Source organism: Azonexus hydrophilus (assembly GCF_038368255.1).
Lineage (GTDB): Bacteria > Pseudomonadota > Gammaproteobacteria > Burkholderiales > Rhodocyclaceae > Azonexus > Azonexus hydrophilus.
Map to the genome: position 1 here is coordinate 903,697 of NZ_CP151406.1, position 14,926 is coordinate 918,622.

Consider the following 14,926-nt stretch of genomic DNA (forward strand, 5'->3'; position numbering starts at 1 on the left):
CGGCGCCCATGCTGGGCAGAATCCGTCTTTCGAGGAGGATGTATGAATTTTGCCGTTATCGAAGACAGTCGCAGCCAGGCCGAAGTGCTCAAGGCCCTGCTGAAAAGCGAAGGCTACCAGGTCGAGGTTTTTGCCGACGGTAAATCATTCCTGGAGGCACTGGACACGCGCAGCTTCGACTTCTACGTCGTCGACTGGGTGCTGCCCGATGTCGGCGGCGATGTGCTGGTCGCCAAAATACGCGAACGCCACGGCTGGGATGTGCCGGTCGTCGTGTGCACCGCGCGCACCGAGGAAGAGTTCGCCTCCGATATCCTGCGCATGGGGGCCGACGATTACGTACCCAAGCCGGTGCGCTACATGGAATTCCTCGCCCGGGTCGATGCCCTGCTGCGTCGGCGTAAATCGCGCATGCCGGACATGGTGCGTTTCGGCAACATCGAACTCGATGTCGAAGGGCGGCGGATCCGCCTGGCCGGTCAGGAAATCGACCTGACCCAGCGCGAATTCGACCTGGCTGTGGTCTTTCTCAAGAACGTGGGCCGGGTGCTGGCGCGCGAGGAGTTGCTCGCCACCGTCTGGGCGCGGGAAGCCGACGTCGATACGCGTACCGTCGATACCCACGCCAGCCGTCTGCGCAAGAAGCTGGGCCTGGCCGGTGAAAGCGGTCTGATGCTGACCTCGGTATACGGCCAGGGCTACCGCCTGGATACGGTTTCGGGCTGACGCCCGGCGCCCGGTTTGCGCTATACTGTACCAATTCAGTCGGGTATTTCCCGTTTCCAGCCAAACCGGAGTCACCATGAGTCTTACCGAAGAGCAGATCAAGCAAGTCCTGTCCGCAACGATTGATTCCAATACCGGCAAGAGTTACGTCGCCGGCAAGGCAGTCCGCAATATCCGTATCGCCGGTGCCGATCTCAGCCTCGACATCGAACTCGGCTACCCGGCCGCCACTCGCTTCGATGCCATCCGCCAGCAGGTGATCGCGGCGCTCAAGACGCTGCCCGGCATTGGCAACGTCTCGGTCGGTGTCTCCAGCAAGGTTGTCGCCCACGCTGTGCAACTGGGCGTCAAGCTGTTGCCGGGCGTCAAGAACATCATCGCCGTCGCTTCCGGCAAGGGCGGGGTCGGTAAAAGCACGACCGCGGTCAACCTGGCGCTGGCGCTGGCTCAGGAAGGCGCCAGGGTCGGCCTGCTCGACGCCGACATCTATGGCCCGTCGCAACCGCAGATGCTCGGTCTGGCCGGCCAGCAGCCGGAATCGGCCGACGGCCAGAGCATGGAGCCGCTGGAAGCTTACGGCGTCCAGGCGATGTCGATCGGTTTCATGATCGATGTCGAGACGCCGATGGTCTGGCGTGGTCCGATGGTCACCCAGGCGCTCGACCAGATGCTCAACCAGACCAAATGGCGCGACGTGGACTACCTGATCGTCGACATGCCGCCGGGTACCGGTGACACCCAGTTGTCGCTGGCGCAGAAGGTGCCGGTGACTGGTGCCGTGGTCGTCACGACGCCGCAGGACATCGCCCTGATCGACGCGCGCAAGGGTCTGAAGATGTTCGAGAAGGTGAACATCCCCATCCTCGGCATCGTCGAGAACATGAGCGTGCATGTCTGCTCGAACTGCGGCCATGCCGAGCACATCTTCGGCGAGGGTGGCGGCGAGCAGATGTGCAAGGACTACGACGTCGAATTCCTCGGCAGCCTGCCGCTGGAAATGAGCATCCGCCAGATGGCTGACGGCGGCAAGCCGACCGTGGTCGGGGCGCCGGACTCGAAGGCGGCGGAAATCTACCGCACCATCGCCCGCCGCGTTGCCGTCAAGGTCGCCGAAAAGGCCAAGGACATGTCGTCGAAATTCCCCAACATCGTCGTGCAGAACACCTGATTTTGTCGACATATTGAATGGCAAAGGCGGGTAGAATCCCGCCTTTGTTTTTGTCGATTGCAGCAGGAAAAAATGGCCATCAAATCAGACAAGTGGATACGCCGCATGGCGCAGGAACACGGCATGATCGAGCCCTTCGCGCCCGATCTGGTGCGCGAGGTCAATGGCCAGAAGATCGTCTCCTACGGGACGTCCAGCTACGGTTACGACATCCGTTGCGCGCGCGAATTCAAGGTGTTCACCAACATCAATTCGACCGTCGTCGATCCGAAGAACTTCGATCCCAAGTCCTTCGTCGAAATCGAATCCGACGTCTGCATCATCCCGCCGAACTCGTTTGCGCTGGCCCGGACCATGGAATATTTTCGCATTCCGCGCTCGGTGCTGACCGTCTGTCTCGGCAAGTCGACCTATGCGCGTTGCGGCATCATCGTCAACGTGACCCCGTTCGAGCCGGAATGGGAAGGTCACGTCACCCTCGAATTCTCGAACACGACGCCGCTGCCGGCCAAGATCTACGCCGGCGAAGGCTGCGCTCAGGTCCTGTTCTTCGAGTCCGATGAAATCTGCGAAACCTCGTACAAGGATCGCGGCGGCAAGTATCAGGGGCAGGAAGGCGTCACCCTGCCCAAGATCTGACCGCACGCTGTAACGTAAACCGCTTACTCTACGACCCGCTGCGGCGGGTCGCCGCTTTTGGGGAACCACCATGCGCTTTCACTTTCCGGTCATCATCATCGACGAGGACTTCCGTTCCGAGAACGCCTCCGGCCTCGGCATCCGTGCGCTGGCTGACGCCATGCAGCAAGAAGGGCTGGAAGTCCTGGGGGTGACCAGCTACGGTGACCTGACCTCGTTCGCCCAGCAGCAGAGCCGGGCCTCGGCCTTCATCCTGTCGATCGACGACGAGGAACTGGCGCTCGAACCCGAAGAAACGCTGGCCGAACTGCGCGCCTTTGTTTCCGAAATCCGCCACAAGAACGCCGAGATTCCGATCTTCCTGCACGGCGAGACACGCACCAGCCGCCACATCCCCAACGACATCCTGCGCGAGCTGCACGGCTTCATCCACATGCACGAGGACACGCCGGAGTTCATCGCCCGCAACATCAAGCGCGAAGCCAACGCCTACCTCGACAGCCTGCCGCCGCCGTTCTTCCGGGCGCTGACCCACTACGCCGCCGACGGCTCGTATTCGTGGCACTGCCCCGGCCATTCGGGCGGCGTGGCCTTCCTGAAGTCGCCGGTCGGCCAGATGTTCCACCAGTTCTTCGGCGAGAACATGCTGCGCGCCGACGTCTGCAACGCGGTCGAGGAACTCGGTCAGCTGCTCGACCACACCGGCCCGGTCGCCGCCTCGGAGCGCAACGCGGCGCGCATCTTCAATTCGGACCACCTGTATTTCGTCACCAACGGCACCTCGACCTCGAACAAGATCGTCTGGCATTCGACCGTCGCGCCGGGCGACATCGTCGTCGTCGACCGCAACTGCCACAAGTCCATCCTGCACGCGATCATGATGACCGGCGCGATCCCGGTCTTCCTGATGCCGACGCGCAACAACTTCGGCATCATCGGTCCGATCCCGAAGAGCGAGTTTTCCTGGGCGAGCATCCAGGCCAAGATCGCCGCCAATCCGTTCATCACCGACAAGAACGCCAAGCCGCGCGTGCTGACCATCACCCAGTCGACCTACGACGGCGTGCTCTACAACGTCGAGGACATCAAGGCCGAACTCGACGGCAAGATCGACACCCTACACTTCGACGAAGCCTGGCTGCCGCACGCTGCTTTCCATGATTTCTACGGCGACTACCATGCCATCGGCGCCGACCGGCCGCGCTGCAAGGAATCGATGGTGTTCTCGACGCAATCGACCCACAAGCTGCTGGCCGGCCTCAGTCAGGCGTCGCAGATCCTGGTCCAGGATGCCGAGGAACAGAAGCTCGACCGCGACATCTTCAACGAGGCCTACCTGATGCATACCTCGACCTCGCCGCAATACTCGATCATCGCCTCGTGCGACGTCGCCGCAGCGATGATGGAAGCGCCGGGCGGCACCGCGCTGGTCGAGGAGTCGATCGGCGAAGCGCTCGATTTCCGCCGCGCCATGCGCAAGGTCGAACAGGAATGGGGCGCCGACTGGTGGTTCAAGGTCTGGGGGCCGGACGACCTGTCCGAAGAAGGGATCGAGGAGCGCGAGGCCTGGATGCTCAAGCCGGGCGAACGCTGGCACGGCTTCGGCAACCTGGCCGACGGCTTCAACATGCTCGACCCGATCAAGGCGACGATCATCACCCCGGGGCTCGACGTCGATGGCGATTTTGCCGACGACATCGGCATTCCGGCGGCGATCGTCACCAAGTACCTCGCCGAGCATGGCGTCATCGTCGAGAAGTGCGGCCTGTACAGCTTCTTCATCATGTTCACCATCGGCATCACCAAGGGCCGCTGGAACACGCTGGTGACCGCGCTGCAGCAGTTCAAGGACGATTACGACAAGAACCAGCCGCTGTGGCGCGTGCTGCCGGAGTTCGTGCAGAAGAACCCGCGCTACGAGCGCGTCGGCCTGCGCGATCTGTGCGCGCAGATTCACAATGTCTACAAGCAGAACGACGTCGCCCGCCTGACCACCGAGATGTACCTGTCGAACATGGTGCCGGCGATGCGGCCGGCCGATGCCTTCGCCAGGATGGCACACCGCGAGATCGAGCGCGTCGCCGTCGACGAACTCGAAGGTCGCGTCACCGCGGTGCTATTGACCCCTTATCCGCCGGGCATCCCGCTGCTGATTCCGGGTGAGCGGTTCAACAAGACCATCGTCGATTACCTGCGTTTCGCCCGCGAGTTCAACGCCGCCTTCCCCGGTTTCGAAACCGACGTCCATGGCCTGGTCAAGGACAAGGACGGACGCTATTACGTGGATTGCGTGCGCTGATCAGTCGCGCGTGTAGCTGACGAAGGCAAACCCCGTTTCGCCGCTGGCGGACGGGGTTTTTTTCTCGCTGACGCGCCACTCGTCGCCGATCACCGGAAACCAGGCATCGGCTTCGGGATTGAGTGCGATTTCGGTGATTTCCAGACGGTCGGCCAGCGCCATCGCCTGGGCGTAGATGTCGGCGCCGCCGATGATGAACAGTTTCTCGGCAGATTCGGCCAGGGCGATGCCGGAGGCCAGTGAATTGGCCAGTTCGGCGCCCGGCGCTGAATAGTCGGCCTGGCGGCTGATCACGATGTTGCGCCGCCCGGGTAAAGGGCGGAAGCGCGCCGGCAGCGATTCCCAGGTCTTGCGTCCCATCAGTACGGCGTGGCCGGCGGTCAGCGCCTTGAAATGCGCCATGTCCTCCGGGATGCTCCACAGCAACTGGTTGTCCTTGCCGATGGCGCGATTGGCGGCGACGGCGGCGATCAGGATGATTTCTGGCATGTTCAGTTCCGGAATTGACGCAGGTGGGCGATCAGGCCGCGGGTCGAGGCGTCGAGTTCCTCGTCCTGGCGCTCGCCGCGCAGCGTCGGCGCCAGCCGGCTGGCCAGTTGCTTGCCCAGTTCGACGCCCCACTGGTCGAAGGAATTGAGATTCCACAGGACGCCCAGGCAGAACACCTTGTGTTCGTAGAGGGCGATCAGCTGACCGAGGGTGAACGGGCTCAGTTCGGGCAGGACGATGGTCGTCGACGGCTGGTTGCCGGGGAAGGTGCGGTAGGGCACCAGTGCCTCGTCGATACCGGCGGCGCGGGCTTCTTCCGCCGTCTGGCCGAAGGCCAGCGCCGACGACTGGGCCAGGCAGTTGGCGAGCAGGTTGCTGTGGTGGCCGGGCAGCGGGAAGTCCGAGCGGCCGAGGGCGATGAAGTCGCAGGCGACCAGCTCGCTGCCCTGGTGCAGTAACTGGAAGAAAGAGTGCTGGCCGTTGGTCCCGGGCTCGCCCCAGAGCACCGGGTTGGTCGAGTAATCGACGAACTGGCCGTCACGGTCGACGCGCTTGCCGTTGCTTTCCATTTCCAGCTGCTGCAGGTGCGTCGGCAGCAGGCGCAGCGAATGGCTGTAGGGGAAGATGCCCTGGCTGTGCGCGTCGAGGAAATTGCTGTTCCACAGGCCGAGCAGGGCCAGGGTCAGCGGCAGGTTGCGCTCGGCCGGGGCCGAGAAGAAATGCTCGTCGAGGTCGTGGGCGCCAGCCAGCAGTTGCGCGAAATTGCGGAAGCCGACGGCCAGCGCGACCGGCAGCCCGATCGACGACCACAGCGAGAAACGCCCGCCGACCCAGTCGGCAAACGGGAAAACGTTCTCGGGGGCGATGCCGAAGGCGGCGGTGGCTTCGAGATTGGTCGAGGCGGCGACGAAGTGCCGGGCGACTGCGCTTTCGTCGATCGCGGCATGGAGCAGCCAGTCGCGCGCGGTGCGGGCGTTGGTCAGCGTCTCCAGCGTCGTGAAGGTCTTGCTGGCGACGATGAACAGGGTCGTGCGCGGGTTCAGCCGGACCAGTTCACTGGCCAGGTCGGCGCTGTCCAGGTTGGCGACGAAATGCACGCGCAGGTCGGGCTGGCGGTAAGCCGCCAGGGCTTGCGCCGCCATCCGCGGGCCGAGGTCGGAACCACCGATGCCGAGATTGACGACGTCGGTGATGCGCTCGCCGGAAAAGCCGCGCCATTGTCCGCCGTGGACGCGATCACAGAAATCCTCCATGCGCTGCAGTACGGCACGCACTTCATCCGGCGCATCGTTGCCGGCGCGCAGACGGCAATGGCCGACTGCCCGCCGCTCGGTGTGGTTGATCGCCTCGCCGTCGCGCATGCGGGCGATCCAGCCCTGCCAGTCAGCGGTGGCCGCCAGTTCGCGCAGCAACTGCAAGGTCGTGGCATCGACGCGCTGTTTGGAAAAATCGAGCAGCAGTCGCCCGTGCTGCAGCGTGAGCTGCTCGAAACGCTGCGGATTGTCGGCAAACAGCTCGCGCAGGTGGCGCGGGGCGATGTTCGACGCGTGGCGGGCGAGGGCCTGCCAGGCCGGCGTCTCGGTCAGGCGTCCCATGATTCAGACGGCAACCGGCGCCGCGATGTGCGGGTGCGGGTCGTAGTTGTCGAGCCGGAAATCTTCGAAGCGGAAAGCGAAGATGTCCTTGACCTCGGGGTTGATCCACATCGTCGGCAGGGCGCGCGGTTCGCGCGACAACTGCAGCCGGGCCTGTTCAAAATGGTTGGTGTACAGGTGGGCGTCGCCGAAGGTATGGACGAAGTCGCCCGGGCGGTAGCCGCAGACCTGGGCCAGCATCATCGTCAGTAGCGCGTAGGAGGCGATGTTGAACGGCACGCCGAGGAAGATGTCGGCGCTGCGCTGATAGAGCTGGCAGGACAGCTTGCCGTCGGCGACGTAGAACTGGAACAGGCAGTGGCAGGGCGGCAGCGCCATGCTGTCGACGTCGCCGGGATTCCAGGCCGAGACGATGTGCCGGCGGGAATCGGGGTTGTGCTTGAGGCTGTGCACCAGTTGCGCGATCTGGTCGACCAGGCGGCCGTCCGGGCATTCCCAGCGCCGCCATTGCTTGCCGTAAACCGGCCCGAGGTCGCCGTTCTCGTCGGCCCACTCGTCCCAGATGCGGACGCCGTTCTCTTTCAGGTAGGCGATGTTGGTGTCGCCCTGAAGGAACCACAGCAGTTCGTGGATGATAGATTTCAGGTGCAGCTTTTTCGTGGTCAGCGCGGGAAAGCCCTGGGCCAGATCGAAACGCATCTGCCAGCCGAACACCGAGCGGGTGCCGGTGCCGGTGCGGTCGGATTTGTCCTGTCCGTTTTCCAGGACATGGCGCATCAGGTCGAGGTATTGCTGCATCGGGTGCTTGGTGATGATGGCGATGCGGGCATTCTAACCCAAGCTGACGGGGGCTTCTTGTGTCGCATGTCGATTGGATTAGAATGAGCGGCTGAAGATGCGGGGGAGAGTGCGTTGCTGAACAAGATGGGAAACCTGGGCGGACTGTTCGAGAAGCGGCATGGCCATCCTTTGGCCGATGCCCGCGAGTTGCAGCACATCGTCAGCGAACTGCCCAAAGACAATGCTTTCAAGGCCATGGACGAGATCGGCGGCTGGCTGGATTCGCTGCTGGTGGCTGAGGATTTTCCGGTCGATCGGCGTTTCGACGCGATCCGCCACTTGGAAGACGCCGCCGTCCCGCATCTGCGCCGGCTGGCGCGCGAATATCTGCATACCGTCCGCCTGTCGAAGGCCGAGGAAAAGCGCCTGTGGGCCATCAACGGGGGCTTCTGGTCGCTGCTGGCCAAGGTGTATGAGCAGACGCTCGATCTCCTGCTGGCCCGGGGGCTGACTGCCGAAACAAGCAAGTACATCCTGCCGGCACTGTGCACGCGCCTGCTGGCTGCCCTGCGGGCGGTGCTGAAATGGGAGCAATTCCACTACGGCCCGACGCCGGCCGATTTATGGCAGCGCATGGGGCGGCTGGTGCTGCTGGCTGGCGAACATGGTTTTGCGTCCCGGGTCGTCAACATCGGCGGCGTGTCGGGTAACACCTCGGTGCTGGCCGAATACCGCAAGGCCATGGTTTTCCAGGCCGCGTCGATGGACAGCCTGTTGCCGCTCGAGATCGAACTGGCCGAGCGCTTCATCGTCCATTTCCTGAGTCGTTTCGATTTCCCCGAGCAGGCCGAGCACGATTGCGTGTACTGGGTCGATCTGACACTGGCCCAACCGCCGTTGCGACTGGCCAGGATGCCGGCGGAGGCCAAGGCCAGTCTGCGCTTCTTCCGCCCCGGCGCGGCACATGGCGAGATTCAGGCCTTGCTGGGCTTGCTCGAACGTGGTGGCGACCTGCCCGAAGACATCATGCTCGGCGCGCAGTACCCGGCCAAGGCATTGATTCCGGTATTGCGTCACCTGGCGGCCTACCTGGCGCCGATTCCGCCGCAGCGACGGCACGACCGGCACCGGGTCAAGCACCGGATGTCGGTGCTCAACGGACTGGTCAATGCCTTTGTCGCCTTTTCCGGCGAATTCGGTGGCAGGCCGGCCGGCCTGCAGATCGAAAGCTGGGTGGTCGAGAATGTCAGCCGGGGTGGTTTCGGCGCCTCGCTCAACAGCATTCCCGGTGAATGGCTCAAGGTCGGCGCGCTGCTGGCCCTGCAGCCGGAGGGCGGCGAGAACTGGCTGCTCGGTTGCGTGCGCCGCTATCACCGCGAGTCGGCGACCGAGGCCCGGGTCGGTATCGAGACGCTGGCCCGCTTGATCGAGTCGGTCGAACTGCGGCCGAAAATGGCGTCAAGCTATGCCGCCGTGGCCGGCATTCCGTCGCTGCTGCTGCTTGAGGGCAATCCGCCCGGGGAACTGCGGGTGATCCTGCCGCCCTATACCTTCGACCCGCGCGAGTCCTACGAATATCGCCAGGATGGACAGCGCGTCGTGCTCGAACCCTTGGTTGTCGTCGAACACACCAACGATTACGAGTTGGCGCGCTACCGTATCGTTCCGGCCTGAGCGCTCAGGCCGGGCGAACGGCGGATTTGGGGCGGAAACCCTTGATCACCGCATCGTTGGTTTCGATCCAGGGGCCGCCGATCAGGTCGATGCAGTAAGGCACGGCAGCGAAGATGCCGACATGGCGCACCGTGCCGTCGGCGTCGCGGACGCCTTCCAGGGTCTCGCGGATCGATTTGGGCTGGCCCGGCAGGTTGATGATCAAGGCCTGCTTGCGGATCACCGCCACCTGGCGCGAGAGGATTGCGGTCGGGACGAAGTTCAGGCTGATCCGGCGCATTTCCTCGCCGAATCCCGGCATTTCCTTGTCGCCGACGGCCAGCGTGGCTTCCGGGGTGACGTCGCGCAGCGCCGGGCCGGTGCCGCCGGTGGTCAGTACCAGGTGGCAGCCGCAGTCGTCGACGAGTTCGATCAGCGTCTGTTCGATCAACGGCCGTTCGTCGGCGATCAGCCGGGTCTCGAGCTGCCAGGGTGAGGTCAGGGCGCCGCCCAGCCATTCCTGCAGGGCCGGAATGCCCTTGTCTTCGTAAACACCGGTCGAGGCACGGTCGCTGATCGAAACCAGGCCGACCCGCAGGCCGACCCGCAGGCTGTCATTCGTCGCCATCTTCGTTCTCCGTGGCTGCCGGCGTGCCGTCGAGTTCCTTCAGGATCTGGAAAATGGCGCGGAAGCTTTTCGGCGGCTTGTTGAGTTCCTGTTCCTTCAGGGCGTTGCGGCGCAACTGACGCAGGTGCTGGATGTCGACGCCCGGCCACTGATTGGCGATTTCAGTCAGCGTCGTTTCGTCTTCCATCAGGCGGACGCGGAAGCGTTCCAGGCGATGGATGCGGGCGACTTCGGCCGCCGATTCGCCGCGCAGTTTGGCCAGACCGGCGCGGATCGGCTCGTCATCGACGCCGCGCATCAGTTTGCCGATGTATTGCAGTTGCCGACGGCGGGCACCGTGGGCGGTGATTTTCTGACAATCGCGGACGGCGGTCAGCAGGTTTTCCGGCAAGTCGATGCGCTTGAGCTGGCTGACCGGGAGCTCGACCAGTTCGGCACCGAGATCGCGCAATTCGTGCATGGCTTCCTTCAACTTGGTCTTGGAAGGGCGCGTGTAATCTTCGGAGAAGTCTTCTTCTTGCATGGCTGGGTCCGGTACGGCAATGGCGGGCTGCTATGATAGCGACTTTTCCCCGAAACGACGCCGCTTCCATGCCCGAAACCGCCGCTTTTTCCCACGCTTTCCCCGTGCTCCAGCAGCTTGCCGAAGATGTCTTGAAACACGCCCGGAACAAGGGGGCGACGGCCTGCGAAGTCGATGTTTCCGAGGGTTTCGGGCAGTCGGTGACGGTCCGTTGCGACGAAGTCGAGACTATCGAATTCAATCGCGACAAGGGCATCGGCATCACCGTCTATGCCGGGCAGCGCAAGGGCTATGCGAGCACCTCGGATTTCTCCGCGCAGGCGCTGCGCGATACGGTCGAGGCGGCGCTGAACATCGCCCGCTTCACCGCCGAGGACGACTGCGCCGGCTTGGCCGACGCGGCATTGATGGCCAAGGAAGGGCCCGATCTCGACCTGTACCATCCGTGGGCGCTGAGCGTCGATGAGTCGATCGAACTGGCCCGCCGCTGCGAGCAGGCGGCGTTCGACGCCAGCCCGCTGATCGACAATTCGGAAGGGGCGACGATTTCGACCCAGCAGGCGCACTTCGTCTCGGCCAACAGCTTGGGCTTCATGGGCGGTTATCCGACCTCGCGCCACTACATTTCGGCTTCGGTGATCGCCGGCGAGCGCGACCAGATGCAGCGTGACGACTGGTACACCACGCACCGCGATGCCGCTCGCCTGGAAAGCCCGGAGAGTGTCGGCCGCATCGCCGCCGAACGGGCGGTGGCCCGGCTCGGCGGGCGCAAGCTGCGCACCGGCGAATACCCGGTACTGTTCGAGGCGCCGCTGGCCGCCGGCCTGCTCGGCAGCCTGGTGCATGCGGCGAGCGGCGGCGCCCTGTACCGCAAGGCCTCGTTCCTGATCGACCATCTGGGCAAGAAAATCATGCCGGACTTCGTGCGCATCGTCGAGCGTCCGCACATCCCTTGCGGCCTGGCCAGCGCCGCCTTCGACAGCGACGGCGTCGCCACCCGCGACAGCGATGTGGTGGTCGACGGCGTGCTCCAGCGCTACTTCTTGTCCACCTATACCGCCCGCAAGCTGGGCATGCAGACGACAGCCAACGCCGGCGGCAGCCACAACCTGATCATCGAACCCGGCGAACTCGACCGCGACGGCCTGCTGGCGCGCATGGGCCGGGGCTTGCTGCTGACCGAGATGCTCGGTCATGGCGTCAATTACGTGAATGGCGATTACTCGCGCGGCGCGGCTGGTTTCTGGGTCGAGAACGGCAAGATCGTGCACCCGGTCGAGGAAATCACCATCGCTGGCAATCTGCGCGACATGTTCGCCGGCATCGTCGCCGTCGGTCGCGATGTGCAGGTGCGCGGCAGCAAGCAGACCGGTTCGATCCTGCTTGACCGGATGACCATCGCTGGCGAGTAATCGGCCTCAGCTGGGCATGTGCGGATAGATCTGCAACAGCGCCCGCTGGTGCAGCGCGATCAGTTGCAGCGTCTGGCGCAGCTTTTCCTGCGTCTCGGGCGATAGCGCAGACGGATCGATATGGTTGTCCGGTGCTTCTCCGCGCATCAGCGCCTGCCGTTGCTGGCGGACACGCAGTTCGCCAATGAAGGCCCAGCTCCCGGCCAGATCGTGAGCGCCCGCTTCGCTCAACCAGCGCTTGCCGGCAGCGGCGAGCAGACGCGGCAGCGTGCTGCTGGTGTGGACAAAGCCGGCCGCCAGGCTGTGGATGCGCGCCAGTTCGACCAGCGGGATGGTGGCGGCGTGCTTGAGGTCGAGGCGTCCGCTGTCGTCCACAATGAAGCGCCGGAACATGCCCAGCGCCGAGGGTGCCACGTTGGCATTGGCGACCCAGTGGGCGAGCAGCGAATCGTGGCGTGGGCAGAGCTCGGCCAGGGTGGCGAACAGCGGGCTCAGCAGCCGGGCGTCGCCGTCGATGCCGCGCAGATCGAAGAAGTTGCCGGCCAGCCGGGCCTTGTGCCGGTCGCTGGCGACGATCCAGTCGTGAAAGTGCTGCGCCCAGTCGCTGCTGCGCAGCCGCCAGGCCGGGTTGCTGGCCATCATGTTGCCTGGGCACAGAATGAAACCGCAGTCGGCCAGGCCGCTGCAGACGCGCCCGGCGAGTTCGGCGAAATAGGCGCCGTGGCGGTTTTCGCGGTAATCCTCGGCGAACACCAGGGCATTGTCCTGGTCGGAGTTGAGCGTCAGTTCGCGCCGGCCCTGCGATCCGTAGGCAATCCAGGCATAGGCCACCGGCGGCGGCCCAAGTTCGGCCTGCGCCAGTTGCAGCAGGCGCCGGGTCAGGGCGTCGGCCGCATCGCTGACCAGCCCGGCGGCGCTTTCCGCTGTCCCGTCCTGGGCTGCGGCCAGCCACAGACCGCCCAGAGCCTCGGCCAGCCGGGCCAGGGCCTGGGGCGTCGGGGCGTCGGCGAGATGCCGGAGGAAGTGCTGGAAATGCGTGTTCAGGAGGTTTTTCGCCAGGCGGATGTTGCCTGTAAGCATAAGCGCTGCCGGGAATCTGTGCCAGATGCTCGCCAAATCGCCGGGTTTGCGGAAAAATGCAGGCATATCGTAAAACAGCCCTATCCTGCGCAGGCAGGAGGAGACATGACATGCAACGCCGAGATTTCCTGGTAAAAGCCGCGCTGGGTACCGCCGCTGCTTCGCTGGCCGCTTGTGGCCGGGACGAAGCGCCGCCGGCAGTCGAACCTGTCGCCGCCCCTGCGGCCCCGCCGGAACCGCCGCCGGCGCCGGCGGTTCAGCCCGGTTTGCCGGCGATTCGCTGGCGTTTGACGTCGAGTTTTCCGCGCAGCCTGGACACCATTTTCGGTGGCGCCGAAGTGCTCGCCAACCGCGTCCGGGCGATGACCGGCGGGCGTTTCGATATCCGTGTCTTCCAGGGCGGCGAGATCGTGCCCGGCCTGCAGGCGCTCGATGCCGTCGAGCAAGGCACGGTCGAGGTGGCGCACACCTGTTCCTACTACTATGTCGGCAAGGACAAGACCTTCGGCTTCGGCACCTCGATGCCGTTCGGCCTGAATGCCCGGCAGATGAATGCCTGGATCTACTACGGCGGCGGTCAGGAGCTGCTCGACGATTTTTACGCCAACTACCGGCTGCTATCGTTTGCCGGCGGCAATACCGGGGCGCAGATGGGCGGCTGGTGGCGCAAGACGGTGGCTACGGTCGACGACCTCAAGGGGATCAAGATGCGCATCGCCGGCCTGGGCGGAGCGGTGTTCTCCGAACTCGGTGTGGTGCCGCAGCAGATCGCCGGTGGCGACATCTATCCGGCGCTCGAGCGCGGCACGATCGATGCCGCCGAGTGGGTCGGTCCCTACGACGACGAGCGCCTGGGTTTCTACAAGGTGGCCAAGAATTATTACTATCCCGGCTGGTGGGAGCCAGGGCCGACCATCCATTTCTTCGTCAATCAGGCGGAATGGGAAAAGCTGCCGCGCGAGTACCAGGAAGTTTTCCGGGCTGCGGCTTACGAGGCCAACGTGGCCATGATGGCCCGCTACGATCACCAGAATCCGATTGCCCTGACCAAGCTGTTGCAGAGCGGGGTCAAGCTGCAGGAGTTTTCCGAACCCATCCTCAAGGCGGCCTACAAGGCGGCGCAACAGATCTACGCCGATGAGGCGAAGAAGAATCCGGCATTCAAGAAAATCCTGACCGCCTACGACAAGTACCGGCGCAGCCAGAATGCCTGGTTCAGCGTTGCCGAGAACCGCATGGATGTCTTCCTCCAGTCGCAGGCCTGATCCCATGAGCGACGATCAGAAGCCGTGCACGCGTTTGTGCATCGTCCGCCACGGCGAGACGGAATGGAATGCCGAACGACGCATCCAGGGGCAGATCGATATCGGTCTGAACGATACCGGACGCCGGCAGGCGATGGCGGCCGGGCGCTGGCTGGCGCCGGCGGGGATTACCGCGCTGTACGCCAGCGATCTGCGCCGGGCCTGGGATACGGCGGCCGAAATCGGTCGCTGCCTGGGCATGCAGGCAGTGTCCACGCCGGAACTGCGCGAGCGCCGCTACGGTGTTTTCGAAGGCTTGACCTATGTCGAGGCCGCCCGGCGCTATCCCGAGGGCTATGCCGCTTTCGAGGGGCGCAATGCCGATTACGATTTCGAGAACGGCGAAAGCCTGAAGGCGATGTTCGCCCGGGTTACCGGCAAGCTCAGTGAAATCGCCGCCCGGCATCCCGGCCAGAACGTTGCCGTCGTCGTCCATGGTGGCGTGCTCGACGTGATCAACCGTTTTGTGCGCGGCAACCCGCTCGAGATGCCGCGCGACTTCCTGATTCCGAATGCCGGCATCAACTGGATTTCCGTGTGCGACGGGCGGTGGGCGGTGGACAGCTGGGGTGAAACCGGGCATCTGGCCGACGGTGCGCTGGACGAGCTGCCTTCGTGATAAAATTCCTG

14 protein-coding genes are annotated in these 14,926 nt (G+C 64.2%); 8 read left to right on the forward strand and 6 right to left on the reverse strand.

Going from position 1 to position 14,926, the window contains the following annotated elements:
• Positions 1-42: 42 nt before the first annotated feature.
• From AADV58_RS04340 to AADV58_RS04355, 4 genes are all read left to right on the forward strand, one after another.
• Positions 43-726, forward strand: a complete 684-nt coding sequence (locus AADV58_RS04340) for a response regulator transcription factor (RefSeq protein WP_028994898.1) — start codon at positions 43-45, stop codon at positions 724-726.
• 76 nt (positions 727-802) lie between these two features.
• Positions 803-1,894 carry an iron-sulfur cluster carrier protein ApbC gene (gene apbC, locus AADV58_RS04345; protein ID WP_028994899.1) on the forward strand — a complete coding sequence of 364 codons (1,092 nt, stop codon included), beginning with the start codon at positions 803-805 and terminating at the stop codon, positions 1,892-1,894.
• Positions 1,895-1,966: 72 nt separating this feature from the next.
• On the forward strand, positions 1,967-2,533 hold the full coding sequence (dcd, locus tag AADV58_RS04350; RefSeq protein ID WP_028994900.1) for a dCTP deaminase: 567 nt from the start codon (positions 1,967-1,969) through the stop codon (positions 2,531-2,533).
• A 70-nt stretch (positions 2,534-2,603) separates the two neighbouring features.
• Complete coding sequence (locus AADV58_RS04355) at positions 2,604-4,832, forward strand: arginine/lysine/ornithine decarboxylase (protein WP_028994901.1); 2,229 nt, start codon at positions 2,604-2,606, stop codon at positions 4,830-4,832.
• Here AADV58_RS04355 and AADV58_RS04360 read toward each other — a convergent pair whose 3' ends face one another.
• Genes AADV58_RS04360 through AADV58_RS04370 form a run of 3 tightly spaced genes read right to left on the reverse strand, consistent with a single transcriptional unit; the run spans position 4,833 to position 7,714 of the window.
• A complete protein-coding gene (locus AADV58_RS04360; RefSeq protein ID WP_028994902.1) occupies positions 4,833-5,321 on the reverse strand; it encodes a dihydrofolate reductase in 489 nt (162 codons plus the stop codon).
• 2 nt (positions 5,322-5,323) lie between these two features.
• A complete protein-coding gene (pgi, locus tag AADV58_RS04365) occupies positions 5,324-6,916 on the reverse strand; it encodes a glucose-6-phosphate isomerase (RefSeq protein ID WP_028994903.1) in 1,593 nt (530 codons plus the stop codon).
• 3 nt (positions 6,917-6,919) lie between these two features.
• Positions 6,920-7,714, reverse strand: coding sequence for a thymidylate synthase (locus AADV58_RS04370; RefSeq protein WP_028994904.1), 795 nt, complete (start codon positions 7,712-7,714; stop codon positions 6,920-6,922).
• Positions 7,715-7,828: 114 nt separating this feature from the next.
• On the opposite strand from AADV58_RS04370, the gene AADV58_RS04375 reads away from it, so the two are divergent.
• Positions 7,829-9,370 carry a hypothetical protein gene (locus tag AADV58_RS04375; RefSeq protein WP_341744176.1) on the forward strand — a complete coding sequence of 514 codons (1,542 nt, stop codon included), beginning with the start codon at positions 7,829-7,831 and terminating at the stop codon, positions 9,368-9,370.
• Between the two features lie 4 nt (positions 9,371-9,374).
• On the opposite strand, the gene mog is transcribed toward AADV58_RS04375, so the two are convergent.
• Together mog and yjgA are read right to left on the reverse strand one after the other, a co-directional pair.
• Entirely contained in the window at positions 9,375-9,977 is a 603-nt protein-coding gene (gene mog / locus AADV58_RS04380) for a molybdopterin adenylyltransferase (protein ID WP_424243831.1), read from the reverse strand.
• Complete coding sequence (gene yjgA / locus AADV58_RS04385; protein ID WP_043421183.1) at positions 9,964-10,500, reverse strand: ribosome biogenesis factor YjgA; 537 nt, start codon at positions 10,498-10,500, stop codon at positions 9,964-9,966. Before yjgA ends, mog begins: the two co-directional genes overlap by 14 nt.
• Positions 10,501-10,568: 68 nt before the next feature.
• On the opposite strand from yjgA, the gene pmbA reads away from it, so the two are divergent.
• Positions 10,569-11,912 (forward strand): metalloprotease PmbA, encoded by a 1,344-nt coding sequence (pmbA, locus tag AADV58_RS04390; RefSeq protein ID WP_028994907.1) that lies wholly within the window; start codon positions 10,569-10,571, stop codon positions 11,910-11,912.
• 6 nt (positions 11,913-11,918) lie between these two features.
• On the opposite strand, the gene AADV58_RS04395 is transcribed toward pmbA, so the two are convergent.
• Entirely contained in the window at positions 11,919-12,992 is a 1,074-nt protein-coding gene (locus AADV58_RS04395; RefSeq protein WP_341744177.1) for a DUF294 nucleotidyltransferase-like domain-containing protein, read from the reverse strand.
• 110 nt (positions 12,993-13,102) lie between these two features.
• Between AADV58_RS04395 and AADV58_RS04400 the strand changes: the two genes are divergently transcribed.
• Together AADV58_RS04400 and AADV58_RS04405 are read left to right on the forward strand one after the other, a co-directional pair.
• On the forward strand, positions 13,103-14,257 hold the full coding sequence (locus AADV58_RS04400) for a TRAP transporter substrate-binding protein (protein WP_341744178.1): 1,155 nt from the start codon (positions 13,103-13,105) through the stop codon (positions 14,255-14,257).
• Between the two features lie 4 nt (positions 14,258-14,261).
• Positions 14,262-14,915, forward strand: coding sequence for a histidine phosphatase family protein (locus AADV58_RS04405; protein ID WP_028994909.1), 654 nt, complete (start codon positions 14,262-14,264; stop codon positions 14,913-14,915).
• Positions 14,916-14,926: the final 11 nt, after the last annotated feature.